We start from the raw sequence: 23,985 nt of genomic DNA on the forward strand, positions 1-23,985 counted from the left end.
TATGGAACTCATCGATTTTTTGCACCAGACGCAACATGACGTAAGGCAGGAAATGGCGGCACGCGCTGCCGAACCTGGAGGAGAAACACCATTCGCCGAGCTGGTTTTCACCGAGGTGGTCACACGGCACATGTCCGATATCGGGATGACTTTCGAACCCGAGATCTGCCACTATTCTGCTCGAGTAGGGGAAGGGATATTGAAGCTCAGCGGTTACGCGCTGTCCGAGGACGTCGACCAGCTCGACCTGTACGTCAGTCTGTACGAGGGCTGCGACGACCTGGTTGGGATCCCTGACTCCGAAACCACCCGCGCAGCGGAACAGTGCTCCCGCTTCCTCAACCAGTGCGTATCGGGCACGCTGTCTGCAAAAATGGACGAGTCTCACGATGCATTCGCACTAGTCCAGACGATCGAGAAGGCGTACGCAGGCCTCGAGCAGATCCGCATTTACGTTCTCACTGATCGCAAGGCCAAAACTCGAAACTTCCAAGCACGCCAGATCCAGGGCAAGACAGTCAAGCTAGAGGTAATGGACATCGAACGCTTGTTCAATCACTGGCAGGGTGGCAAGCCGCGGGACGAACTGGTTGTAAATTTCAGCGATGTCTGCGGCAGCTCCCTTCCATGTGTCTGGGTATCGGACAGCGAGGCGGAATACGACTACGCAATGACCGTGTTCCCCGGTGAAGCATTGCGCTTTCTCTACGAAAAGTATGGCCCGCGCATCCTGGAAGCGAACGTGCGGTCTTTCCTTAGCCAGACCAACACAGTCAACAAGGGGATCCGTGACACTCTGCGCGATCAGCCAGAGCGGTTCATGGCGTACAACAACGGTGTCGTCATCGTCGCAGACGAAGCACACTTGGAGCGCGCTGCCGACGGCAGTCCGGGCATTGCATGGCTCAAGGGAATGCAGGTCGTCAACGGGGGGCAAACCATGGCCTCGATCTTTTTCACGAAGAAGAAGTTCGCCGGAGTCGATCTTCGCAAGGTCCGTGTGCCTGCCAAGGTTATCGTTCTGCGGCGGTCGGACGAAGTTTCCGAGGACGCGCTGATCGCCGACATCTCTCGCTATGCGAACTCACAGAGTGCAGTAAAGGGCTCGGACCATTACGCGAACAAGCCATTCCATGTCCAGATGGAGAAGCTGGCGATGACTACATACTGTCCGGACGGCGTTGGGCGCTGGTACTACGAGCGCGCTGCGGGCAGCTACAAAGTGATGCTGGATCGAGAAGCCAAATCGGCAGTCGACCTTCGGCGCCTGCAGGATTCGATGCCGCCAAGCCGCAAGTTGACCAAGACCGATTTTGCCAAGTACCTCTGCGGCTGGATGCAGCTCCCGGATCTAGTCAGTCTAGGGGGGCAGAAGGCATTCCCGATCTTCATGAAACGGGTGATGCAGGCCGACGACGAGACGCCGAATCTTCCTGACGCCGCTGAGTACCGGCACATGATCGCGAAAGTGATCATCTTCAAAACGGCGACACGTCTGCTGAAGAGCCGTTTCCCGGCGTTCAAGGCGAACGTGACTGCCTATACCGTGGCGGTCGTCTCGCTGATGCTGGGCGACCGGATCAGTCTCGACGCCATTTGGCAGAAGCAGGGAATTTCGACGGAACTCGGCAATCAGATCGTCACGTGGTCGGACGAAGTAAACGACATGCTTCACCGTACGGCTAACGGTCGAATGCTTTCCGAATGGGCAAAGAAGAAAGAGTGCTGGGAGATGCTGTCGAAGCACGCATGGTCGAATCCTGATCAGAGTATCCCTGAAGTGGCTGCGTCACGCTCACGGCCCGTTCTCTGATCACACTACAACGCAGTTCCAGGAGCAAGAATGGTATTGAAGGATTTTCTCTCGGCCGTGCACGACGAGGTGCGCGACCGAATGGCAGCGGATGCCGCATCGACAGGCGGCGCGCCCCAGTTCGCCGAACTTGTGTTCACATCAGTATTTGCTCGCCACATGGCCGAACGGGGCATTACCTATGACTCGCAGCCATGCCGCTACTTCGCTTCCATCGACCATCACGACCTCCGGCTCAGCGGATACGCTCTTTCCGATGAGCTCGACAGACTCGACGCCTTTGTCAGTGTGTACAGCGGCGATGAGGAGCCACGCTCCATCAGCGAGCAGGACGCCCTCGATGCTGCTGAGCAGTGCGGGCGTTTTCTCGAGATGTCGGCGCGTGGCACGCTGGCCGCGCACGTCGACGCGTCGCATGACGCATTTCTGTTGATTTCCACCATCGCCAGCGCGTGGTCCGATATGTCGCACGTGCGTATCCACGTGCTGACGGATATGTGCGCCGGAACGATGCTCTTGCCATCGCTTGAAATTGGGGGAAAGACCGTCGCCGTCGAGGTAGTGGATATCGAACGCGTCTTCGATCAGCAGCAGGGTGCTGAGTTGCAATCACGTTTTCGTGCCCTCTCAACTTTTCGCGAAGAATGGATGGCATCGATTGCGGTCGACGTTCAGGCCAGTGGCGAAAGCGCGAGTGCCATCTTTGCCGACGATGCCGCGGCACGCTTGACCGATGCAGAGGAGTTCGCGGACTTCCAGCGCTGTGATTTCAACGGAACCGCTGCAGGTCGCGGCCCGATGCGTGTAAATGGCCATGCATTTGACGATACAGATGGCACTCTGGCGTTAATGGTCACTGATTTTTCCGGCGCTCAGGATATCGACTATCTCGGAACCAATGACGCTCGCCTGCACTTCGACATGCTGGAGACATTCATCGACGCGTCGTTGCACGGCGATGTGTCTAGGGACCCCGGTTTGGCGGGTACCCCCATCGCCGGCCTTGCGGCGGACATCGTTCGCATGCGGCCCGGCATTCTGCGCATTCGGATGTATCTGGTCACTGATCGGCTGTCGGACTTCGGCGGGGAACTTGAAGGAAGCGACGAGCTGTCCGGGATTGCTCTGGAACGGTATGTGTGGGATGCAGCACGCTTTCACCGCGCTTCCGAATCCGTCAGCGGGCGGGATGATCTCGAAGTCGATTTCTGTGTCGACGGTAGCAACGGGGTTCCCGCTCTGCATGCCGGGTCAGCCGACGGTGACTATGAGGGGTACCTCTGCACTATTGGCGGGGCGGTGCTGGCCGCGATTTATGAGCGCCACGGAAGCCGCCTTCTTGAGGGGAACGTTCGATCCTTCCTTAGCACAAAGGGGAAGATCAACTCAGCTATCCAGACAACCATTTCCGACAAACCGGAGATGTTTTTCGCGTACAACAACGGCATCGCTGCAACCGCCGAGGCAGTTGAATTCGATTCTGCCTCGTCGCGCATCGTCAGGGCGGTCAATCTTCAGATCGTCAATGGCGGTCAGACCACAGCGTCCCTCGCGGCCGCATGGCGCGCTGGGCACGACCTGTCGAAAATCTGCGTGCAGATGAAGCTGTCAGTACTCTCGCCGGCTCGCGCGGGCGAACTGATACCGTTGATTGCTCGATTCGCCAATAGCCAGAACAAAGTCAATGAGTCGGACTTTTTCGCAAACCACCCGTACCATCACAGGATTGAACAGCTCTCCCAGCGCGTTATGGCGCCGGCTGTCGAGGGAGAGGAGCAGACGCGATGGTATTACGAACGGTCGCGGGGGCAATACGTCAACGAGCAGAAGAATCTCGACAGCAATGGCAAAAAGCGCTTCCTCGCGATAAACCCGAAATCGCAGCTGCTGACGAAACTCGATGTCGCCAAGTACGAGAACACTTGGAAGGGATTGCCGCACAAGGTCAGCTGTGGAGCTCAGAAAAATTTCGTCTTCTTCGCTGGCTGGTTGGCGAAGCGTTGGACCGAGAACGACAGCGCGTTCGACGAACTCTATTTCAGGAATCTAGTTGCGATGTCGATCCTGTTCCGCCATACCGAGCGTCTCGTCGGTGAACAGCCCTGGTATCAAGGAGCATACCGCGCCAATATCGTCACGTACGCTCTGGCTGTGCTTCAGTTCACGGTGCTCAAGAGTGGGAAGGGGCGTCAGCTCGATCTTGACGAGATCTGGAAAACGCAGCGTGTTCCTGATGCGCTCAGCGACTACATCGCGAGCATTGCCAAGGCCGTTCTTGGTGTTTTGACTGACCCGGAGCGGCCCCGTGCGAACGTGACCGAATGGGCCAAGCAGGAAGCTTGCTGGGAGCGGGCGCGCGATGCTGTTGTTCCGCTGAGCGAGCCGGTGTTCGACAACTTGGTAGATCCAATCTCGCGCAAATACGCCGAAGGCAGTGGGGTACAGGAGGTTGGGTATGGCGTTTTCGCGAGAACGGCTGTCTTGGGAATTCGGCCAGCTCAGTGGGAAGAGCTGCGGCAATGGGGCGCTGCGAACGCCATGCTCGATGCGCGTGAAGCAGAACTGCTCCGGTCTGCCACCCGAATTCCGAAATTCGTCCCATCAGTGAAGGAATGCGAGCGGATTTGGTCAATACGGTCCAAGTTGATCAAAGAGGGTTTTGAAGAGCCAGATAAGCGTCTGAGTGCTTGATCGTCCAAGTTCCGCGGTCCGCCAAGACATGCAACGTTCGAGGAATAAAAAACGGCCTAATTAGGCTAATGCCGTTCAGTTAAGACTGGACGGCATTTTTCTTTTGGGTGTTGTAAACGGTAGCTGAGGCTGTTCACCTGCGTCATCATGTTTGATGACGCGCTTCATTTTCTCGTGCAAGCCCAGGAAGACCCGGATTGGGCACGCTTGGGACAACACTTGCCGTGCGAGTGGATCGAGCAAGCGGTTGCATACACTGGTAAAGCAAGTATTCGGCAGCGCCGCTTGCCTGCCGAACAGGTGGTGTGGCTGGTCGTCGCTTTAGCGCTGTACCGTCACCAGTCCCTCAGTGAGGTAGTCGACGACCTGGATCTGGCATTGCCGAACGCGCACCTGATGCAACGCCTTCGCCAGCGACTTGTCATGCTGCTCAATGAAGAACGGCCCGGTCGAAAACTCGACCGGGCCGTGAAGGCCTTACCTCAACGCTATACCGTTCGCGTCCTAAAAAAAGGACCTTAACTGACCTGAACGGCATTAGCCTACTTAGGCCGTTTTTTTATGCACTCGGGTCCGAATGTGGATGTTAATAACCGACGTTTAAACGTCAATATTCCCCGCCTGCAGCGCATTCGACTCAATGAAGTTCCTGCGCGGCTCCACGTCATCGCCCATCAGCGTGGTAAAGATCTGGTCTGCCGCAATCGCGTCCTCGATCTGCACCTTCAGCAGGCGGCGCACGGTCGGGTCCATCGTGGTTTCCCACAGCTGTTCCGGATTCATCTCGCCCAGGCCTTTGTAGCGCTGTTTGGAGACGCCGCGTTCGGCTTCTTCGCGCAGCCAGATCATCGCTTCGTGGAATTCGCGTACGGCGAATTCCTTCATCTTTTCGCCTTCGCCGCGGCGCATGATGGCGCCTTCGCCCATGAGGCCCTGGAAGGTCGCTGCAGCGTTCGCCAGCACGGCGTAATCGTTGCTGAGGACGAAGTCGGCGTCGATCGAGGTGACGTAGACGTTACCGTGGCGCATGCGCTCGATGCGCAGGGAATGCTTTTCGGACAGGTCGTCCGAACGCACGACCACGCGCACGGCCGGGTCGTTGATCGCCTGTTCCATCGCCTGGGCAGAGGCGCCGGCCGCGTCCAGGGTCGACATGTCGAGCGTGGTGCCGCTCATGATGGCGGTCAGTGCGGCGCGGTCGATCACGCGCGTCAGGCGCATCATGATGGCGTTCGCCAGGTTGTACTGGCGCACCAGTTCGGCCAGGGCGTCACCGTTGATTGGATCGGCGCCGTCACGCGGGATGAGCGAAGCGCCGTTCAGCGCCACCGTCATCATGTAGCTCGCTTCCTCGATGTCGTCCTTCAGGTAGCGCTCGTCGCGGCCGGCCTTGACCTTGTACAGCGGCGGCTGGGCAATGTAGATGTGGCCACGTTCCACCAGCTGCGGCATCTGGCGGTAGAACAGCGTCAGCAGCAGGGTGCGGATGTGGGCGCCGTCGACGTCCGCATCGGTCATGATGATGATGCGGTGGTAGCGCAGTTTGTCGACGTTGAATTCGTCCGGGCCGATCGAGGTGCCCAGCGTGGCGATCAGGGTGGTGATCTGCTCCGACGACAGCATTTTCTCGAAACGCGCTTTTTCCACGTTCAGCACCTTGCCGCGCAGCGGCAGGATCGCCTGGAATTTACGGTCGCGGCCCTGTTTCGCGGAGCCGCCTGCCGAGTCACCCTCGACGATGTACAGTTCGGCCAGTGCCGGGTCGCGTTCCTGGCAGTCGGCCAGTTTCGACGACAGGCCCAGGCCGTCCATCACGCCCTTGCGGCGGGTGAGGTCGCGCGCTTTACGGGCGGCTTCACGGGCGCGGGCGGCTTCCACGATCTTGCCGCAGATGATTTTCGCGTCGTTCGGCTTTTCGTTGAGGAAGTCGGTCAGGGTTTTCGCGACGATTTCCTCGACCGGGCCGCGCACTTCCGACGACACCAGTTTGTCCTTGGTCTGCGACGAGAATTTCGGCTCCGGCACTTTCACCGACAGCACGCAGGTGAGACCCTCGCGCATGTCGTCGCCCGAGATTTCGACTTTCGCCTTCTTGGCGAAATCGTTCTCGTCGATGTATTTATTGATCACGCGGGTCATCGCCGCACGCAGGCCGGTCAGGTGGGTGCCGCCGTCGCGCTGCGGGATGTTATTCGTGAAGCACAGCACCTGCTCGTTGTAGGCATCGTTCCACTGCATCGAGACGTCGACCGAGATGTTCGTGCCGTGCTCGGACATGCGGTCGCCGGTGGCCTGGAACACGGTCGGGTGCAGGACGCTCTTGGTCTTGTTGATGTATTCGACGAAGCCGCGGGTGCCGCCTTCGAAAGCGAAGACTTCTTCCTTGCCGGTGCGGTGGTCGGAGAGCTTGATGTTGACGCCGTTGTTCAGGAACGAAAGTTCGCGAATACGCTTCGACAGGATCTCGTAGTGGAATTCGACGTGGGTGAAGATTTCTTCGTCGGCCCAGAAGTGCACTTCGGTGCCGCGTTTATCGGTTTCGCCGATGACCTTGATCGGGGAAACCTCGAAACCGTCGACGATTTCGATTTCGCGGTTCTGCGGAACGCCGCGCACGAATTCCATCTGGTGCACTTTGCCTTTTTGGCGCACGGTCACGCGCAGCAGTTTCGACAATGCGTTCACGCAGGAGACGCCGACGCCGTGCAGGCCGCCCGAGACTTTATACGAATTCTGGTTGAACTTGCCGCCGGCGTGCAGTTCGGTCAGGGCGATTTCGGTGGCCGAGCGCTTCGGCTCGTGCTTGTCGTCCATCTTGACGCCGGTCGGAATGCCGCGGCCATTGTCGGCAATCGAGATCGAATTGTCGGCGTGGATGGTGACGTGGATTTCCGTGCAGTAGCCCGCCAGCGATTCGTCGATCGAGTTATCGAGCACCTCGAAGACGAGGTGGTGCAGGCCGGTACCGTCCGAGGTATCGCCAATGTACATGCCTGGGCGCTTGCGCACCGCTTCCAGGCCTTCCAGAATTTGAATCGAGGCGGCGCCGTACTCGTCCGAGGGCATCGGCGATTGGGGCATGTTATTGGCGTTATCGGACATGGACTGCTTTCTCAAAAAACTGTGTATTCAAACTGCTCAGTTCGGGGCTGCCCCTTGATTATTCAAGCAAATAAGCAAGAGGCAGCCGGCGAGACTTAGATACGCATCGGCATGACGACGTACTTGAAGTCGCCATTGTCGGGAATCGAGATCAGGGCAGACGAATTCGAATCGCCCAGCGCGATGTTCACCTGGTCGCACTTCAGGTTGTTGAGCACGTCGAGCAGGTAAGTCACGTTGAAACCGATGTCGATCTGGTCGCCGCCGTAGTCGATTTCCAGTTCTTCGACTGCTTCTTCCTGGTCGGCATTGGTCGAGCTGATCTTCATGCTGCCCGGGGTGATGATGCAGCGCACGCCCTTGAACTTATCGCTGGTCATGATTGCGGCGCGCTGCAGCGAGCGCAGCAGTTCATCGCGGCTGATCGTGAAGTCGTTCTTGTAACCCTTCGGGATCACGCGGGTGTAGTCAGGGAATTTGCCTTCGACCAGCTTCGACACCAGTTCGATGTCGGCGAAAGTCAGTTTCACCTGCGAGGCGGCGATGTCGAGGCGCACGGTCTCGTCGCTTTCTTCCAGCAGGCGCTGCAGTTCGATGATGGTCTTGCGCGGGATGATGACTTCCTGGCGCTCGAAGGTCTGGTCCGCTTCGACCTGGCAGAAGGCAAGGCGGTGGCCGTCGGTGGCAACCGCGATGACCTTGTTACCGTCCAGGACCAGCAGCAGGCCGTTCAGGTAGTAGCGGATGTCCTGCTGGGCCATCGCGAAGTGCACCATGTTGAACAGGTGCTTCAAGGTCTTTTGCGGCAGGGTGACCGAGGCGTTGTGGGTTTCGGCGACCGAGACGGTCGGGAACTCTTCGGCGGCCAGGGTCTGCAGGGCGAAGCGCGATTTGCCGCTCTGGACGGTCAGGCGCTTGTTTTGCAGCGTCATGGTGACGTCGCCCGATTCCGGCAGCGCGCGCAGGATGTCGAGCAGCTTGCGGGCGGCGACGGTGGTGCCGGTCACGTCTTCGCCGGAACCGATGTTCGCGAGCGTGGTGATCTGCACTTCGGTGTCGGTCGACAGGAAGGAAACGCTTTCGCCGTCCTTGCGGATGAGGATATTGGCCAGAATCGGCATGGTGTGCCGACGCTCGACAATACCGCTCACGATCTGCAGTGGCCGGAGAAGCGTGTCTCGGGTGGTTTTGACCAATTGCATAATTGTCCTCAGTGGGTGGTAACTTAAAGATCTACTTCGAAATGTTGCTGTAGCACTATTTTGCCGTGTGCTGGGTACAAATACAAACTTATGTAGGGTGGACGGCTTGGCCGTCCACGCGTTCGACAAGCACCCGGATGTCGATACGCTGTTATGGTTCATTTCCGCCGGTTGAACGCGTGGAGTAGTTCAGGCCGGGGGCCTGAACTACGACCCGTCCACCCTACGTTTTAACCCTTCAGCGTCTGTTCCAGCACGTGCAGCTCGTGGTTGCACTCGGCATTTTTCTGTCGGTCGCCGGCGATCTTGCGCACCGCGTGCAGCACGGTCGTGTGGTCGCGGCCGCCGAACAGCTCGCCGATCTCCGGCAGGCTCTTTTGCGTCAGCTCCTTGGCCAGGTACATCGCGATCTGGCGCGGGCGGGCGATGTTCGCCGGGCGCCGCTTCGAATACATGTCGGCGACCTTGATGTTGAAGAAGTCGGCAACCGTCTTCTGGATGTTCTCTACCGAGATCTGGCGGTTCTGCACCGACAGCAAATCCTTCAGGGCTTCCTTCACGATGTCGATCGTGATGTCCTTCCCGTGGAAGCGCGAATAGGCCAGGATCTTGCGCAGTGCGCCTTCCAGCTCGCGCACGTTCGAGCGCAGGTGTTTCGCAACAAAAAAGGCAACGTCGTCCGACAGGACCACGCCTTCCGATTGCGCTTTCTTGAGCAGGATGGCCACGCGCATTTCCAGTTCCGGCGGTTCGATTGCGACCGTCAGGCCGGAGTCGAAGCGCGAAATCAGGCGGTCGTCCATGCCGGTGATTTCTTTCGGATAGGTATCCGAGGTGATGATGATCTGCTTCTTGGCCGCGATCAGCGCTTCGAACGCATAGAAGAACTCTTCCTGCGTGCGGCTTTTCCCGCCGAAGAACTGGATATCGTCGATCAGCAGCATGTCGAGCGAGTGGTAATAGTGCTTGAAGTCGTCGAAACCCTTGCGCTGGTAAGCGGTGACGACGTCGCGCACATACTGCTCGGCGTGGATGTAGCGGATGCGGGCGCCTGGGTTATCCACCATCACCTGGTTGCCGATCGCATGGATCAAGTGGGTTTTACCGAGGCCGACGCCGCCGTAGAAGAACAGCGGGTTGTAGGACACGCCCGGGTTGTTCGCCACTTGAATGGCGGCGGCGCGCGCCAGCTGGTTGGCCTTACCGGTCACGAAGCTGTCAAAAGTCAGGTCCGGGTTGATGCGGCTCTGCTCGCGCTTCGGCGAGTTGGCGATGTTCAAGTTCTGCTGGGGTTCCGGCGCCGGGTTCATTGGCCTTAGCTGGCCCGGCTCTACCTGGTTCACGGGCGCAGGGCGCACGGCGTCCGGCTTTTTCGCGTTCAGGCGCGGATCGAGGACGAACTGCACCTCGACCGGGGCTTCCCAGTACTGGCAGGCGAGGGCGGTGATGCGGTTGGCGAACTGCGTCTTGACCCAGTCGAGCTTGAAGCGGTTGGGCGCCGCGATGCGCAGTTTGCCGTCCTCGTAGTCGAGGGCGACGAGTGGCTTGATCCACGCGCTATATTGTTGCGGCGTCAGCTCGAGCTCCAGCTGCGCGGAAGCGGTCTGCCAAAAGTTTTCCATGTGCGGTGCTTAATGATACGTAACACGCTATTTTACCCGTCTCGCCGCAAGTTATCCACAGGTTGCCGCAGATTTTTCAACGCGAGCTGGGGATAAAGACGAAGTTATCCTCAGTGGAAACAACAGCTGCCTTGACAGCCTTGCGCCAAATAGAGTCTAATTCAGGGTTCCCTGTCCGCCCACCTGTCAGCCAAGCAATTGATGGTTGATAAATGCACGGACGATGCTAAGGCGTGACGCTGGCTTAACAACTGCGAACTGTCATTGGCGCCGATTCCTGACGAGAAGACGTCAGACCCGATTTGCACACTATTTTGCTTTAAGCGAGACCACCATGAAACGTACTTACCAACCTTCCGTCGTCCGTCGCAAGCGCACGCACGGCTTCCGCGCACGCATGGCTACCCGTGGTGGCCGTCAAGTCCTGAACGCACGCCGCGCCAAGGGCCGCAAGCGTCTGGCTGTCTAAGCCAGTTCGCTGCTCGACCCGCGGCCGGTCATGCCAGGCGAAGGTTCGCACGACTTCGCGCGCGCTCGGCGCATTCTAAAAACGGATGAGTTTTCATCCGTTTTTCGTTTGCGGCCCACGCAAAAGTCCGCGCATTTCGTGCTCTATACCCGCCCCAGCCCGCTGCCCCATGCGCGGCTGGGCATTGTCGCGGCCAAGCGCTTCGCACCGCGGGCGGTCACCCGCAATACCATCAAGCGCGTCACCCGCGAACTGTTTCGTACGAACCAGATCGTGGCGGTCGACTGCATCGTGCGCCTGGCGCGTCCGGTGAACACCAAGGCTGGCCCGGCCACCAACAGCGCGCTCAAGCGCCTGCTGCACGCCGAACTGTCGCGCTTGCTTGGGTCGCAGCACCCGGACGCCCAGCGTCCACGCCGCCCGGCCCCGCCGGCGCCGGTGCCAACGCCGCCAACGCCATGAAAACCCTGCTCATCTGGATCGTGCGTGCCTACCGGCTCGTGCTGTCGCCGATGCTCGGGCAGAACTGCCGCTTTTATCCGTCCTGTTCCGGTTATGCCCTCGAGGCGCTCCAGTTGCACGGCGCGCTGCGCGGCAGCTGGCTGGCCGCGCGCCGCCTTGGCCGCTGCCATCCCCGGAACCCGGGCGGGCTCGATCCCGTGCCTCCGCGCCGGGACGGGCATTCCCACTCAGCCGCTTGCGGTTGCAACCACTCCTGATCAATACCTCAATGGAAATCAATAAACGTACCATTCTGTGGGTTGTCTTCGCTTTCTCGATCTTCATCCTTTGGGATAAGTGGATGGTAGCGAACGGCAAGCAGTCGATGTTCTCGGGCGCGCCGCCGGCCAAGGTCGCCCAGGCACCCGCCGCCAATGCCACCACCGGTGTGCCGGCCGCCGGCGCCCAGGCAGGTGCCGCGCCAGGCGCGCCTGGCCAGGCCGCAGCGCCCGCAGCCGCGCCTGCCGAACGCATCACCATCACCACCGACGTCGTCAAGGCGGAAATCGACACCGTCGGCGGCGTGATTCGCCGCCTCGAGCTGCTGAAGTACCCGGACCACTTCGACAAGACGAAGAACCAGGTGCTGTTCAATGTGGGCGGCAACAACGTCTACCTGGGCCAGACCGGCCTCAGTGGTGCGACCCCGGCCGGCGCCATGCCGAACCATAACACCGTGTTCGTGCCGCGTCCGGGCGCGCGTACGCTCGACAACGGTAACACCGTGCAGCTCGTGCTCGACGCCGAGCAGGGCGGCGTCAAGCTCACCAAGACGCTGACTTTCAAGCGTGGCGACTACGTCATCGACATGCGCCATGACGTCACGAACCTGACCGCGGCCCCGGTCCAGCCATGGCTCTACCTGCAGCTTCAGCACGACGGCAACAAGCCGGAAGGCAGCTCCTGGTTCAGCCCGAGCTTCACCGGCCCGACCCTGTTCACGCCGGAAGACAAGTACCAGAAGCTGTCCTTCGAAGCCATCGAGAAGAACAAGGCCGACCATTCGAAGAAAGCCAACAGCGGCTGGGTAGCGATTTCCCAGCACTTCTTCGTCTCGGCCTTCATCCCGGCGGACAATGCCTCGCGCGACATCTACACGCGCAAGGAAGCGACCAACCTGTACGCGATCGGCACCAACCAGCCGCTGGGCACCCTGCAGCCTGGCGCCACGGTCTCGAACACGGCGCGCCTGTACTCGGGCCCGCAGGACGAGAAGACCCTGGAAAAGATCACCCCGGGCCTGGAACTGGTGAAAGACTACGGCATGTTCGCGATCATCGCGAAACCGCTGTTCATGATCATCGATTTTATTCATGGACTGCTGGGCAACTGGGGCTGGACCATCATCGTCTTCACGATCCTGATCAAGCTGGCCTTCTTCCCGCTGTCGGCCGCCGGCTACCGCAGCATGGCGAAGATGCGCGTGGTGACGCCGAAGATGCAGGCGATCCGCGAGCGCTTCAAGAACGACCCGATGAAGATGCAGCAGGCCACGATGGAGCTGTACAAGGCCGAGAAGATCAACCCGCTGGGCGGCTGCCTGCCGATCCTGGTGCAGATGCCGGTGTTCCTGGCCCTGTACTACGTGCTGCAGGCCTCCGTCGAGATGCGCGGCGCGCCGTGGATCGGCTGGATCACCGACCTGACCCAGCCTGACCCGTGGTTCATCCTGCCGGTGCTGTACGCGATCTCGATGTTCGTCACCGCCAAGCTGAACCCGCAGCCGGCCGACCCGATGCAGGCCAAGATGATGATGTTCATGCCGCTGGCGTTCTCGGTCATGTTCGTCTTCTTCCCGTCCGGCCTGGTCCTGTACTGGGTGGTGAACAACCTTGTGTCGATCGCGCAGCAGTGGGTCATTACCAAGAAGATGACGCCGGCCGCCAAGTAAGCCGAACGCCGTCTTTGAAAGCCCGTGCATGTCACGGGCTTTTTTTATCAGCTACACTTTTCCTATGAAGCTAGACACCTCTCCCATCGCGGCGATCGCCACCGCACCCGGACGCGGCGGCATCGGCGTCGTCCGCGCCTCGGGCAAGTCGCTCGGCGTCCTGATCGAATCGCTGTTCCCCGGCACGACGCTGGCGCCGCGCCATGCCACCTATATTCCATTCAAGGCCGCCGACGGCAGCGTCATCGACCAGGGACTGGCCCTGTACTTCAAGGGACCGCATTCCTACACCGGCGAAGACGTGCTGGAACTGCATGGCCACGGCGGCCCCGTCGTGCTGCAGATGCTGCTGGCGCGCGTGCTGGAAGCGGGGGCGCGCGCATGGCCTGCGCCTGGCCGAGCCGGGCGAATTCACGCGCCGCGCTTACCTCAACGACAAGCTCGACCTGGCCCAGGCCGAGGCCGTGGCCGACCTGATCGACGCCTCGACCGAGGCGGCGGCGAAATCGGCGTCGCAGTCGCTGTCGGGCGCGTTCTCCCAGGTGGTGCACCGCCTGGTCGAGCAGACCATCAATTTGCGCATGCTGGTCGAGGCCACGCTGGATTTTCCGGAAGAAGAAATCGATTTTCTCGAAAAATCGAATGCGCGCGGCCAGCTGGCCATGATCGTCGAATCGCTCGAACACGTGTTCCGCCAGGCCGCGCAAGGGGCGCTCCTGCGCGAGGGCCTGAACGTGGTGCTGGTGGGCCAGCCGAACGTCGGCAAATCCTCGCTATTGAATGCGCTGGCGGGGGCGGAGGTGGCGATCGTCACGCCGATCGCCGGCACCACCCGCGACAAGGTCAGCGAGACGATCCAGATCGAGGGCATCCCGCTGAACATCATCGACACCGCCGGCATCCGCGCGATCGACGAGGGCATCGACGTGGTCGAGCGCATCGGCATCGAGCGCACCTGGGGAGAGGTCGGCAAGGCGGACGTGATCCTGCACCTGCTCGACGCCAATCTCGGGCCGAGCGCCGCGGACGAAACCATCGTCGCCGCCTTCCCGCCCGGCGTGCCGGTGCTGCGCATCTGGAACAAGATCGATTTGTCCGGCCACCGCGCGGCGATCGACACCGCGCCGGACGCGACCCACCTGTACCTGTCGGCCAACGAGAAGACCGGCATCGACCTGTTGCGCGCGGAACTGCTGCGCATCGCGGGCTGGCAGCAGACCGGCGAATCGCTGTACTTGGCGCGTGAACGCCACCTGATCGCGTTGCGTGGCGCGCGCGAGCACCTGGAGATGGCGCGCCAGCACGCGGCGCAGGATGACCAGTCGCTCGACCTCTTTGCCGAGGAATTGCGCCTGGCGCAGGATCAGCTGTCGAGCATTACGGGGGAGTTCACGCCGGATGATTTGCTGGGGGTGATTTTTAGCCGGTTCTGTATCGGGAAGTGATGGTCTTTCGTCGGGTCGCGGCAGGCGAGGCGCTTGACCACGTGGGATCACCATCAATGATCCCGCTCCAGCTGAGGTAGCTCCGCTTCATGCCCCGTACCAACTGGCGATGATCCCGCGTGGGCTCGAGAGCCCACCCTACAAATGCTTCATGCCGCGTACTGGCTGGCGATGATCTCGCGTGGGGTCAGAACCCACTCTACGAAATCGAAGCCATGTAGTCCGTGCATGCAGCGAGCCCGGCGCATGCCTCCGCGCGGCCGTGCTAGGCTCTCCCTGAGCAAACAGAGGAGTGACCATGCCTGAGATGAACACCCGCGCACGGCGCACACTGCTGACGGGCCTGGCTGTGGCCGCCGGCGCCACGCTGCTGGCTTCCTGCGCGTCCATCCTTGGCCCGCGCGATGTCGACATCCCGCTGTCGTCACTGCAGGCCGGCCTCGAGCGCCGCTTCCCGCTCGACCATCGCCTGCTGCAGCTGTTCGACCTGCGCCTGGCGCGCCCGCAATTGCGCCTGCTGCCGGGCGACCGCGTGTCGCTGACGGTCGAGGCGACGGTGGCCCAATCCTTCCTGCGCAATCCCTCGCCGGCACGCTGGCCTTGTCCGGGCGCCTGAACATCGACCCGGCACGCAGCGGCGTCTTCCTGGCCGAGCCGCGCATCGAGCGCTTCGACATTGGCGGGCTCGATTCCGGAGTGCAGGCCCAGCTGGCACGCGCCGCCAACGGCGTGCTCGACCGGACCATGGTGGATATCCCCATCTACAGTTTCCGCATGGAGGAGCTGCGCTATGCCGGCGTGCAGTATGTGCCAACCCGGATCGCCACCACGGCGAACGGCTTGCGCGTGTCGCTCGAGCCCGAAAAGCGCTGAACCGCACGCCCCCTTGCCAACAAGCCGTCCATGGCAGCGCGCACGCTTGCTTCGGCGCGAAAAACCTTATCAATAATGCTAAGCTTTTCTCAGCTGGCACGGCCTTCCGTGCCGTTCGCGCAGGCTATTCCGCGATCTGTTGTTCCCTTGCTGCACCTGTCGGACGACAGGAACAACGTCATTGCGGCGCAGGCAGGTTGAGCGCACACTGGGCATCGATAACGGCTGTGGCAGGGCTGCCGCGCACGGAATCCGGATTTGCGATTGATCATGCCTGGGATGTTCCACTGAAGTAATCTTGTTTGATGACTTGACGTGCTGCCGGTAAGGGGTAGACCTTGGAAACGATACAAGACAGTTTGATGAACGACAGTGCGGCAGCGGAACCGCTGGCTGCGGGGGGCGTCCAGGCACGTCCCACACGCCTGAGCCTGCCACCGAAAGGATCGTGCTGGTATTGCGAGAAGCCGGTCGACAGCGTACGCCGCTTCTGCGGCAAGGACTGCACCGACGCCTTCGACGAAGAAGCCGAATACACGCGCTGAGCGCGTTTCACCTCATCCATATGGCGGCGCAACTCGCTCCGCGTCTTTCGCGGCACGCCGCCGTTTTCAGCGTCGGGTTGTTGGCGCCGCTCTTGTGTCTGGCATTGCGTCCGGCAATGTGTCAGACCGAACGCCGGGCGGTGTGCTTTCCGGCGGCTAAGGTGCCGCGCATTTGCCGCTCATTTGCCGCCCAGGTGGCGCTCCGTTCCCGCATTGCGTGACCGGCCGAGCAGTTCCAGCGCGCGTTCGTAGTCGAAAGCCGTGACAGCCGCGCTGAGGTCGGCACTGGTACGCTCGCCGAGCTCCCTGCGCAGGGTTGCGCCTGCCGCCTCCACCAGTTCGATCGCCGCGCCGTCGCCGCTGCCGAGCAGCGCGCGCAGCCGGCCCACGACGTCGGTGCCGGTGTCCAGCGGCGGTGCGCTGCGCTCCTCCGGCGCCAGCAAGTCGTCCAGGTATGCAGGCACCGCGCCGGGGCGGCATCGAGGTGCGCGAGCAGGGCGTCGAACAGGGGCGTGCCTGGCGCCGGTGTCCTGAGACGCAATGCCTCCTCCAGCGCCATCGCCGCGCCATGCAAGGGTCCAGCCTCGATCATGCCGGCCGCACCCTTGAGCGTGTGCACCAGGCGCCGCGCCAGCGGCAGGTCGGCATTTGCCAGCGCACGACCGATGGCCGGGCCGGCAACGCGGTAATCGCCCCGAAAGCGCGCCAGTGCGCGCAGGTAGATCGTGCGGTTGCCCATCAGGCGCTCGATGCCGGCCGCCACGTCCACGTCGGGCACCGTTGCGGTGTCCTTCGAAGGGGAAGCGAGGGCCGGATCGGGCGTCGTCATCCGCTCACAGGGTCGTGAACGTCCAGCTGCGGCTGACAGCGACGCCGCTGACCGTGCCGGAGAAGTTCACTTCGTAGACGGTGTTTGGCGCCAGTGGCGCCAGCGGAACGATCGCCGCCGACGAGCCGCCGGTGTGGGTGTCGTTGGTCTCGGTCAGCAGGCGCACCGCCAGGTCGGCGCCGCCACGGGGACGCACCGTAAAGCTCGTCACGCGGACGGACTTGTCGATGTTGGCGTGCACGCTGATCGGATAGCCGACCTCGTTGCGGTCCGGGACGGGATCGGGCGATTCGGTGTCGCTATAAAAATTGCGCGGCACGGCCGCCATGCCATTGAAAGGCCATACAGCTACCTGGCCGCTGGGCAGGCCCGTACCGTAACCGTTGTTCGCGGTGAAGTTGGCGGTGAAATAGTTATAGCCCTGGGCCGTCGTCGCCGCGCCGGTGCCGATTTCCTTGAACACCGGCTCGAAAATCACGAAGCGGTGGTAGATCGCGGTGATCAGCTCCTCGGCCATGTACTGGCCCGAGCCGTTGTTGGTCGCGGAAATGACTTCGCCATAGGCACGGCTCGCGTTGACATTGAAGACATAACCGGCGCTCTGCAGGCGGTCGGCGAGTTCCGCACCGGTGAAGCCCTGTTTGCCGGGCGTCTGCACGTGCGTGATGGTGTTGTTGATGCGCTGGTAGTCGGAATGGCCCTGGGCCGCGATATCGATCACGCTGCTGTGGGTGAGCGTCGACATGCCAATCAGGCCGCGGCGGTAATTGATCCATTCGCGGCCGTCGAGTGCGATATTGCCGGTGGCGACAGGCGCATTCGGCGCACCGGGGATGGGCGGGTTGTTGGTGACCGGCGGTACCGGCGTGAGTGGATTGGGAATTACCGGTTGCGTCGGTGGTGCCGTCGGTGGCGCCGTCGGCGGCGTATTGCCGACCACGCCAGGAGCAGGGCTCGCGTCGCCGCCACCGCCACCGCCACAGGCAGCCAGGGTCAGGGCGGTCACGCATCCCGCCAGTATCATCCGCGCGCGCAGCAGCTCGCTCATCCGTGCACTCCTGATCAAGGTCAAACCAAGGAAAATCCATTCTAGGCGAAATTCTGTACGTATGACGTCGGCCACCGCGCCGGATACCGCGTCGGCTACCGCGCCGGATACCGCGTCGGCTACCGCGTCGGATACTGCGCCGGTACGTGCGCGACCACAGCAGCCCTGCCACGGTAGAATAAGGACATCATTTTCTTGTCCGGACATCCTTTGAACCAAGCCCGCCCCGCCCGATTGGCACGCGCCAAGTTCGCCCTGCCGAGTTTCGTCACCCTGCTGTCGATCGCCTGCGGCTTCGGCAGCATCGTCATTTCGGTCGACAATGCCCAGGTCGGCGCACCTGGCGACTACCGGCTGGCCGCGATCCTGCTGGTGCTGGCCGGCGTATTCGACGCACTCGACGGCTTCGTCGCCCGCGCCACCAACACCCAGTCGGCCTTCGGCGTGCAGCTCGATTCAATCGCGGACGTCATGAACTTCGGCTGCGCTCCTGGCCTGCTGCTGTACTGCTACGGTTTTGCCCAGATGAGCGCGGCGCACCCGACCATCGTGCGCATGGGCGGGCTGGCCTGCTTCATCTTCGTTGCCTGCGGCGCCCTGCGCCTGGCGCGCTTCAACATCTCGGTCGGACGCACCGATCCGCGCTACTTCGTCGGCATGCCCATCACGGCCGGCGCCGCCTGCGTCGCCTCGGTCGTCGTCGCCTGGCCCGACCCGGTCGTCAACAATGCGCAGGCGTTTGCCGTGATGGCGCTGATGGTGGCTGTCGGCACGCTGATGGTCTCGACCGTACGCTTTCCTAGCAGCAAGCAAAAGTTGACCAAAGGAATGTATATCGTCCTGGCGATCGCGATCCTGTTGCTGATCATATTGCGCACACGTTTCTTCGTGCTGTTCTTCCTGTTGTACGTCAGCGCCACGCTCCTGCTCAACATCGCCTGGATGAATGGCTGGCGCGGCATTGCGCCGCCGCTGGTGTATGAGGACGACGAGGTCTGATTCGACGCGGAAGGGCTCCCATGATCTCGGACGCGCTGCTGGAAAACGTGGCCAGCCATGCCATGCACTGCGCCCTGGGGTTCGAGGAAACGGAACGTGTCGTGTTCTTCCGCAAGGGGCTTGCCGCGTCCTAAATCCCGCCGCGGCGGGCAGCAGATCAGGCGAACTTGTCGAGCAGGGCAGCGAGCCGGACGGCGCTGGCGCGGGCCGCGTCCAGGTCCTCGGCCTGCTCGCTATGGGTCACCACGCTGGCCGTCAGGAGCTGCACGAAGGAGCGGTCGAGCGCCTTGCGCGCCGCCGCCATCTGCTGGGCCACCGCTTCGCAATCGGCGGGTTCGGCCGCCAGCGCGATCAATTTCTGCACACCGCGCAGCTGGCCTTCGATGCGGGCCAAGCGGTTCAGCAGGTCTTTCTTTTGCTGTGCCGAGAGGGCGCGGCCCTCGACGATTTTGACGGGCTCGGCCATGGCTGCCTCAGGCCACTTCGTGCCCGCGCGCGGCGCGCAGGATGGCGAACCAGTCGCTGCGTTCCAGCGCGAATCCGGTGGCGGCGACGGCGTCGGCCACGGCGTCGATGCGTCCGCTGCCCGTGATCGGCAACGGGCGGCTTGGCAGGGCCATGATCCAGGCAAAGACGACGCTGGCAAACGATTGTCCCGTGCGTCCGGCCACTTCCTTGACGACGTCGCGCAGCGCGATGGCCTGGGCGTCGTTCGAGGTGAACAGGCGCCCGCCACCGAGCGGCGACCAGACCATGGGCGCGATGCCCAGGTCTTGCAGGCCGTCGAAGGTCTCGTCGAACATCGGACCCGTGTACAGCGGCGAGAACTCGACCTGGTTGGTTGCCAGCGGCACGCGGCGGTTGAGCGACTCGAACTGGTGGCGCGTGAAATTCGATACCCCGACATGGCGCACCTTGCCCTCCCTCTGCAGGCGCGTAAACGCCTCGGCGACCTCGTCGAAGTCCATCAGCGGGTCGGGGCGGTGGATCAGCAGCAGGTCGAGATAGTCGGTACCGAGCTGGCGCAGCGATTCCTCGCAGGAAGCGACGATGTGCGCGGCCGAGGTGTCGTAGTGCTGGATGCTGTGCGCTGGCCGTGCTGTGGAGACCAGCTTGATGCCGCACTTGCTGACGATTTCCATGCGCGCGCGCAGGCCGGGAGAGGCACGCAGCGCCTCGCCGAACAGGCCCTCGACGCTGTAGTTGCCGTAGATGTCGGCGTGGTCGAAGCTGGTCACGCCCATCTCGAGGCAGCGCTCGATGAAATCGACGCGCGCCGCGACCGGCATGTCCCATTCGTTCATGCGCCACATGCCGGCCACGATGCGCGACAGTTCGAGGCCATCCTTGCGGGTGGACAGGCGGGGGCAGGGCGCGGCGGAGTGGGTCATCGGTCGGGATTTGTAGAAATGGTAACGGTTCATTATAACGGCCCGGCCTGACCCAAGTAGCGGCAAAAAAAATGCCCGCCGGCGCGAAGCGGGCGGGCATCGTGTGCGAGAAAAAACGCTTACTTCATCATCAGGCGCATCGAATCCCAGGCGCGGCCGAAAATGCTCGCTTCCGGCACTTCTTCCAGCGCCACCACCGGCAGCACCAGCAGCGGCTTGTTGTCGACCATCATTTTGAGGGTGCCAACGCGGCCGTTGCGGGCCAGCGGTGCCACCAGCGGATCCTTGCGCTCGAGCACAGGCTTGAGCTTGCCGGCGACGCCTTTCGGCACCGTGATCAAGACGTCATTGGTGAAACCGATCTTGACGTTCGATTGCGCGCCTTTCCACACTTCCGGCGTCGCCACGGCCTGGCCCTTGCTGTACAGCTTGACGGTGTCGAAGTTCTGGAAGCCCCAGTTCAGGAGCTTCTGGCTTTCCTGGGTACGCACGGCATCCGAGCTGGCGCCCGAGACCACCGAGATCAGGCGGCGCTGGCCGGCATTGCCGTTCGGGCGGCGGGCCGAGGCGATCATGCTGTAGCCAGAGGATTCGGTGTGGCCGGTCTTCATGCCGTCGACGGTGGGGTCGAGCCACAGCAGGCGGTTACGGTTCTGCTGGGTGATCTTGTTATAGGTGAATTGCTTGACCGAGTCGATTTTGTAGAACTCGGGGAAGTCGGCAATCACGGTCGCAGCCAGGCGCGCCAGGTCGCTCGCGGTCGAGAAGTTGTCCGGGCTCGGCAGGCCGTGCGGGTTGGCGAAACGGGTGTTTTTGAGGCCCATGCGCTGCGCTTCGCGGTTCATGAGCACGACAAAGGTGCCTTCGTCGCCGGCAACGGCTTCGGCCAGGGCGACGGCGGCGTCGTTACCCGATTGCACCATCAGGCCGTGGAGCAGGTCGTTCACGCTCACTGGCGTGGCCGGATCGATGAACATCTTCGAGCTGCTGTTGTCGACTTTCCAGGCGCGGGTCGACACGTTGACCATGGTGTTCAGGGCCAGCTTCTTGTCGCGGATCGCCTGGAAGGTGACGTAGGCCGTCATGACCTTGGTCAGCGAGGCTGGCTCGATACGCGCATTCGGGTCCTGGGCGGCGATGACCTGGCCGCTGGTGGCGTCGAGCAGCAGCCAGGACTTGGCGGCGATCTGTGGGGCGGGCACGGTTTGCGCGCTCGCCGACAGCGTCAGGAGGCTGGCGGCCAGGGCCGCAATCAGTTTTTTCATGGGAGATCAGAAGTCAGTAGGGGTGGTGCGGATGCCATCGTCACGCCCTTACGCGTCAAGCGTCAGGTGTTGCCCGACAGCACGGGTTCACTGCAGTGCCACATTATAGGTCAGTACTACGCTCAATTGTCACGGCGCCACATTTGTACGACAAGATTTTTGATCGGATTGAGACGGCGGTGGAAGAAGTGGTCGGCGCCCGGGATCACGATCACCGGGATTTCCTGCGGCCGCGCCCAATCAAACACCATCTGCAGCGTGATCGTATCGTCCAGCTCGCCGTGAATCAGGATCGTGTCTTCCGGCACGCTCGGCATCGGCCATTTGCCGGCCGCGGTACCGACCAGCACCAGACGCTCGATGGCGTCGGGCTTGCCTTCGTTGAGCAGGCGCGCGTGCAGCTGGGCCTGGACAAAGGTGCCGAAGGAAAAACCGGACAGGGCCACCGGCAGGCCGGGATACTGCGCCTGCATGTGTTCCATCATCAGCTGCATGTCGTCGACCTCGCCATGGCCGCGATCGTGCTCGCCCTCGGACTGGCCGACCCCGCGGAAGTTGAAGCGGGCGGTCGCATAGCCGAGCGTGACGAAGGTGCGTGCTAGCGTTTGCGTGACCTTGTTTTCCATCGTGCCGCCGTACAGCGGATGCGGATGGGCGACCAGCGCGATGCCGCGCGGCGCGTCTTCGGGCAGGTCGAGCATGCATTCCATCTTGCCTGCATGACCATCCAGGAAAAAGCGTTTCGAAAACTTGTTCATTCGTTGGGAAATCAGATTTTCAGGCGTTCGACGATCTTGCCGCCAAGGATATGGGTGTCGATGATGTCGTCGATGTCGCTCGTGTCGACATAGGTGTACCAGGTGCCCTGCGGGTAGATGACGACCACCGGGCCCTCTTCGCAGCGCTCGAGGCAGCCGGCCTGGTTGATGCGTACCTTGCCCGGCTCGTTCAGGCCGAGGGCCTTGATGCGCTTCTTGGCATGCTTCTGCGCGATCTCGGCGCCGGATTTGCCGCAGCTCTGGCGGCAATTCTCGCCGTCGCGCACGTTCATGCAGAAGAACACGTGATGTTCATAAAAAGGTTTTTCGTCGCTCATGTCTTTTCATCCAGGTATCGGCGGCATGGCCAGCCGCCATGATACGCGTTCTGGGGCAAGGCCGAATCACCGCAGGGCGGACGCATCTACCCGCGGTTCAATTTATGCGAAGGCAGCAGCAGGAACCACAGCGCAAAGAAAGGCCACAGCAATGACAGGAACTGCGCCGCCCCGTTGAAGTTCAGGAATTTGCCCTGCACCCAGCCCTGCAAGGTCGAGGTGAAATACGGGTTGGCCGGAATCGTATTCACCACGATCAAACTCAATACCAGCGTCACCACGGCCAGCCGGCGCTGGGCCAGCTGCGGCGCGAAGGCGAGCCCGGCCAGCATGATCAGGCCGATCAGGAAGCCGCCCTCGGCGCCGGGCGTGACCCAGACGAAAGCATTGTCGGGCCGGAACAGCAGCGAGCTCGACAGTGTTTTGAGGAGCAGGGCCGCGCCCAGCATCAGCAGCATCAGGGTATAGCGCGGCGCACCACGGCGCAGCAGGCACAGCAGGGTGAGCGCGGCGCCGACCATGCCGCAGGCGGTGATGATGGTTTCCGACAGCCAGTACTGTTCGACGCTCATCGCCGGACCGGGACGCAGCATGGCGATCAGGTCGATGTCCTCGTCGAACCAGCTTGATAGCCAGCTTGACACGATCGGCAGCACCTGGCCGTGGCCGAACAGGAAGCTCTGCGGATAAATCTGCGCCAGCGGCCACAGGGCCAGCAGCACCAGGCCCTGGCTGGCATGGGGCGCGAACCATTTTTTACGCAGCCGGTACAGGCGGCCCTGGTCGAGCAGGCTGCGCGAAATGAAGGGGCCGATGCAGGCGCCGACGAAGGCGCCGGCGGAATTGGTCAGCAAATCGAGGTTCGAGGGCACGCGGCTGGGCAGGAAATTCTGCACGGCTTCCATCGAGCCCGAGACCAGGAAGCCGAGGATGGCCGCCAGCAGCGCCGCCCAGATCCCGCGCACCAGCGGATACAGGGCCAGCACCAGCAGGATCCCGAGCGGCACGTAACCGACGATGTTGACCATCACGTCGAAGCCGGTCCAGTAGCGCTGCTTGACCAGGTTCATGAACGACAGCAGCGGCAGGCCATTGCTGCGCCAGCCGGTAAACGGATACCAGCTGGCATAGACGATCAGCAGCAGATACGCCAGCAGCGCGGCGCGCGCCACGGGGAGAACCGCGCGGCCGCGCGTCCTCGGG

The 23,985-nt window shown here is 62.0% G+C and carries 21 protein-coding genes and 4 pseudogenes; 13 read left to right on the forward strand and 12 right to left on the reverse strand.

Annotated features, from left to right (window positions below; translation table 11 throughout):
- Position 1 precedes the first annotated feature (1 nt).
- The 3 genes and pseudogenes from mzaE to G4G31_RS05210 all read left to right on the forward strand — a co-directional run.
- On the forward strand, positions 2–1,813 hold the full coding sequence (gene mzaE / locus G4G31_RS05200) for an MZA anti-phage system associated AIPR family protein MzaE (protein WP_182990580.1): 1,812 nt from the start codon (positions 2–4) through the stop codon (positions 1,811–1,813).
- 30 nt (positions 1,814–1,843) lie between these two features.
- A complete protein-coding gene (locus G4G31_RS05205) occupies positions 1,844–4,504 on the forward strand; it encodes an AIPR family protein (RefSeq protein ID WP_182990581.1) in 2,661 nt (886 codons plus the stop codon).
- 147 nt (positions 4,505–4,651) lie between these two features.
- Positions 4,652–4,891, forward strand: a pseudogene (locus G4G31_RS05210) (transposase domain-containing protein); the annotation flags it as partial.
- A 213-nt stretch (positions 4,892–5,104) separates the two neighbouring features.
- Here G4G31_RS05210 and gyrB read toward each other — a convergent pair.
- The 3 genes from gyrB to dnaA form a co-directional block, all read right to left on the reverse strand.
- Positions 5,105–7,606 carry a DNA topoisomerase (ATP-hydrolyzing) subunit B gene (gene gyrB, locus G4G31_RS05215; protein WP_182990582.1) on the reverse strand — a complete coding sequence of 834 codons (2,502 nt, stop codon included), beginning with the start codon at positions 7,604–7,606 and terminating at the stop codon, positions 5,105–5,107.
- A gap of 95 nt (positions 7,607–7,701) precedes the next feature.
- Positions 7,702–8,808: a DNA polymerase III subunit beta gene (dnaN, locus tag G4G31_RS05220; protein ID WP_182990583.1), complete on the reverse strand. Its 1,107-nt coding sequence runs from the start codon at positions 8,806–8,808 to the stop codon at positions 7,702–7,704.
- Between the two features lie 230 nt (positions 8,809–9,038).
- Positions 9,039–10,430: a chromosomal replication initiator protein DnaA gene (gene dnaA / locus G4G31_RS05225; protein WP_182990584.1), complete on the reverse strand. Its 1,392-nt coding sequence runs from the start codon at positions 10,428–10,430 to the stop codon at positions 9,039–9,041.
- A 334-nt stretch (positions 10,431–10,764) separates the two neighbouring features.
- Here dnaA and rpmH point away from each other — a divergent pair, with 334 nt between their 5' ends.
- From rpmH to G4G31_RS05260, 8 genes and pseudogenes are all read left to right on the forward strand, one after another.
- Positions 10,765–10,899: a 50S ribosomal protein L34 gene (gene rpmH / locus G4G31_RS05230; RefSeq protein ID WP_040378179.1), complete on the forward strand. Its 135-nt coding sequence runs from the start codon at positions 10,765–10,767 to the stop codon at positions 10,897–10,899.
- A gap of 108 nt (positions 10,900–11,007) precedes the next feature.
- Positions 11,008–11,361 (forward strand): ribonuclease P protein component, encoded by a 354-nt coding sequence (locus tag G4G31_RS05235; RefSeq protein WP_308601614.1) that lies wholly within the window; start codon positions 11,008–11,010, stop codon positions 11,359–11,361.
- A complete protein-coding gene (yidD, locus tag G4G31_RS05240; RefSeq protein WP_182990586.1) occupies positions 11,358–11,618 on the forward strand; it encodes a membrane protein insertion efficiency factor YidD in 261 nt (86 codons plus the stop codon). Before G4G31_RS05235 ends, yidD begins: the two co-directional genes overlap by 4 nt.
- 11 nt (positions 11,619–11,629) lie before the next feature.
- Positions 11,630–13,291, forward strand: a complete 1,662-nt coding sequence (gene yidC / locus G4G31_RS05245) for a membrane protein insertase YidC (RefSeq protein ID WP_182990587.1) — start codon at positions 11,630–11,632, stop codon at positions 13,289–13,291.
- A 64-nt stretch (positions 13,292–13,355) separates the two neighbouring features.
- Positions 13,356–14,736: pseudogene (gene mnmE, locus G4G31_RS05250) on the forward strand (tRNA uridine-5-carboxymethylaminomethyl(34) synthesis GTPase MnmE).
- Positions 14,737–15,034: 298 nt separating this feature from the next.
- Complete coding sequence (locus G4G31_RS25300; protein WP_229425383.1) at positions 15,035–15,352, forward strand: hypothetical protein; 318 nt, start codon at positions 15,035–15,037, stop codon at positions 15,350–15,352.
- Positions 15,337–15,609: a hypothetical protein gene (locus G4G31_RS25305; protein WP_229425384.1), complete on the forward strand. Its 273-nt coding sequence runs from the start codon at positions 15,337–15,339 to the stop codon at positions 15,607–15,609. The genes G4G31_RS25300 and G4G31_RS25305 overlap by 16 nt, the downstream gene beginning before the upstream one ends.
- A 338-nt stretch (positions 15,610–15,947) precedes the next feature.
- Complete coding sequence (locus tag G4G31_RS05260) at positions 15,948–16,154, forward strand: hypothetical protein (RefSeq protein WP_229425385.1); 207 nt, start codon at positions 15,948–15,950, stop codon at positions 16,152–16,154.
- Between the two features lie 179 nt (positions 16,155–16,333).
- Here G4G31_RS05260 and G4G31_RS25310 read toward each other — a convergent pair whose 3' ends face one another.
- The 3 genes and pseudogenes from G4G31_RS25310 to G4G31_RS05270 form a co-directional block, all read right to left on the reverse strand.
- On the reverse strand, positions 16,334–16,618 hold the full coding sequence (locus G4G31_RS25310) for a hypothetical protein (RefSeq protein ID WP_229425386.1): 285 nt from the start codon (positions 16,616–16,618) through the stop codon (positions 16,334–16,336).
- Positions 16,619–16,686: 68 nt separating this feature from the next.
- Positions 16,687–16,983: pseudogene (locus G4G31_RS28875) on the reverse strand (Hpt domain-containing protein); the annotation flags it as partial.
- Between the two features lie 4 nt (positions 16,984–16,987).
- Positions 16,988–18,031, reverse strand: a complete 1,044-nt coding sequence (locus G4G31_RS05270; RefSeq protein WP_182990589.1) for a CAP domain-containing protein — start codon at positions 18,029–18,031, stop codon at positions 16,988–16,990.
- A gap of 210 nt (positions 18,032–18,241) precedes the next feature.
- Between G4G31_RS05270 and pssA the strand changes: the two genes are divergently transcribed.
- Positions 18,242–19,030 (forward strand): CDP-diacylglycerol--serine O-phosphatidyltransferase, encoded by a 789-nt coding sequence (pssA, locus tag G4G31_RS05275; RefSeq protein WP_229425387.1) that lies wholly within the window; start codon positions 18,242–18,244, stop codon positions 19,028–19,030.
- A 26-nt stretch (positions 19,031–19,056) separates the two neighbouring features.
- Positions 19,057–19,164, forward strand: a pseudogene (locus G4G31_RS05280) (N-acetyltransferase); the annotation flags it as partial.
- 23 nt (positions 19,165–19,187) lie between these two features.
- Here the strand turns inward: G4G31_RS05280 and G4G31_RS05285 are convergent.
- From G4G31_RS05285 to G4G31_RS05310, 6 genes are all read right to left on the reverse strand, one after another.
- Positions 19,188–19,496, reverse strand: coding sequence for a metal-sensitive transcriptional regulator (locus tag G4G31_RS05285; protein ID WP_182990590.1), 309 nt, complete (start codon positions 19,494–19,496; stop codon positions 19,188–19,190).
- A 7-nt stretch (positions 19,497–19,503) separates the two neighbouring features.
- Positions 19,504–20,421, reverse strand: a complete 918-nt coding sequence (locus G4G31_RS05290) for an aldo/keto reductase family oxidoreductase (protein WP_182990591.1) — start codon at positions 20,419–20,421, stop codon at positions 19,504–19,506.
- 119 nt (positions 20,422–20,540) lie between these two features.
- Positions 20,541–21,686: a D-alanyl-D-alanine carboxypeptidase family protein gene (locus tag G4G31_RS05295; RefSeq protein WP_182990592.1), complete on the reverse strand. Its 1,146-nt coding sequence runs from the start codon at positions 21,684–21,686 to the stop codon at positions 20,541–20,543.
- Positions 21,687–21,808: 122 nt separating this feature from the next.
- Entirely contained in the window at positions 21,809–22,444 is a 636-nt protein-coding gene (locus tag G4G31_RS05300) for an alpha/beta hydrolase (RefSeq protein ID WP_182990593.1), read from the reverse strand.
- Positions 22,445–22,455: 11 nt separating this feature from the next.
- A complete protein-coding gene (locus G4G31_RS05305) occupies positions 22,456–22,782 on the reverse strand; it encodes a ferredoxin (protein WP_182990594.1) in 327 nt (108 codons plus the stop codon).
- A gap of 86 nt (positions 22,783–22,868) precedes the next feature.
- On the reverse strand, positions 22,869–23,954 hold the full coding sequence (locus G4G31_RS05310; RefSeq protein WP_182990595.1) for a VanZ family protein: 1,086 nt from the start codon (positions 23,952–23,954) through the stop codon (positions 22,869–22,871).
- Between the last annotated feature and the right edge of the window lie 31 nt (positions 23,955–23,985).

Origin of the sequence: Massilia sp. Se16.2.3 (assembly GCF_014171595.1) — a bacterium.
Taxonomy (GTDB): domain Bacteria; phylum Pseudomonadota; class Gammaproteobacteria; order Burkholderiales; family Burkholderiaceae_D; genus Telluria.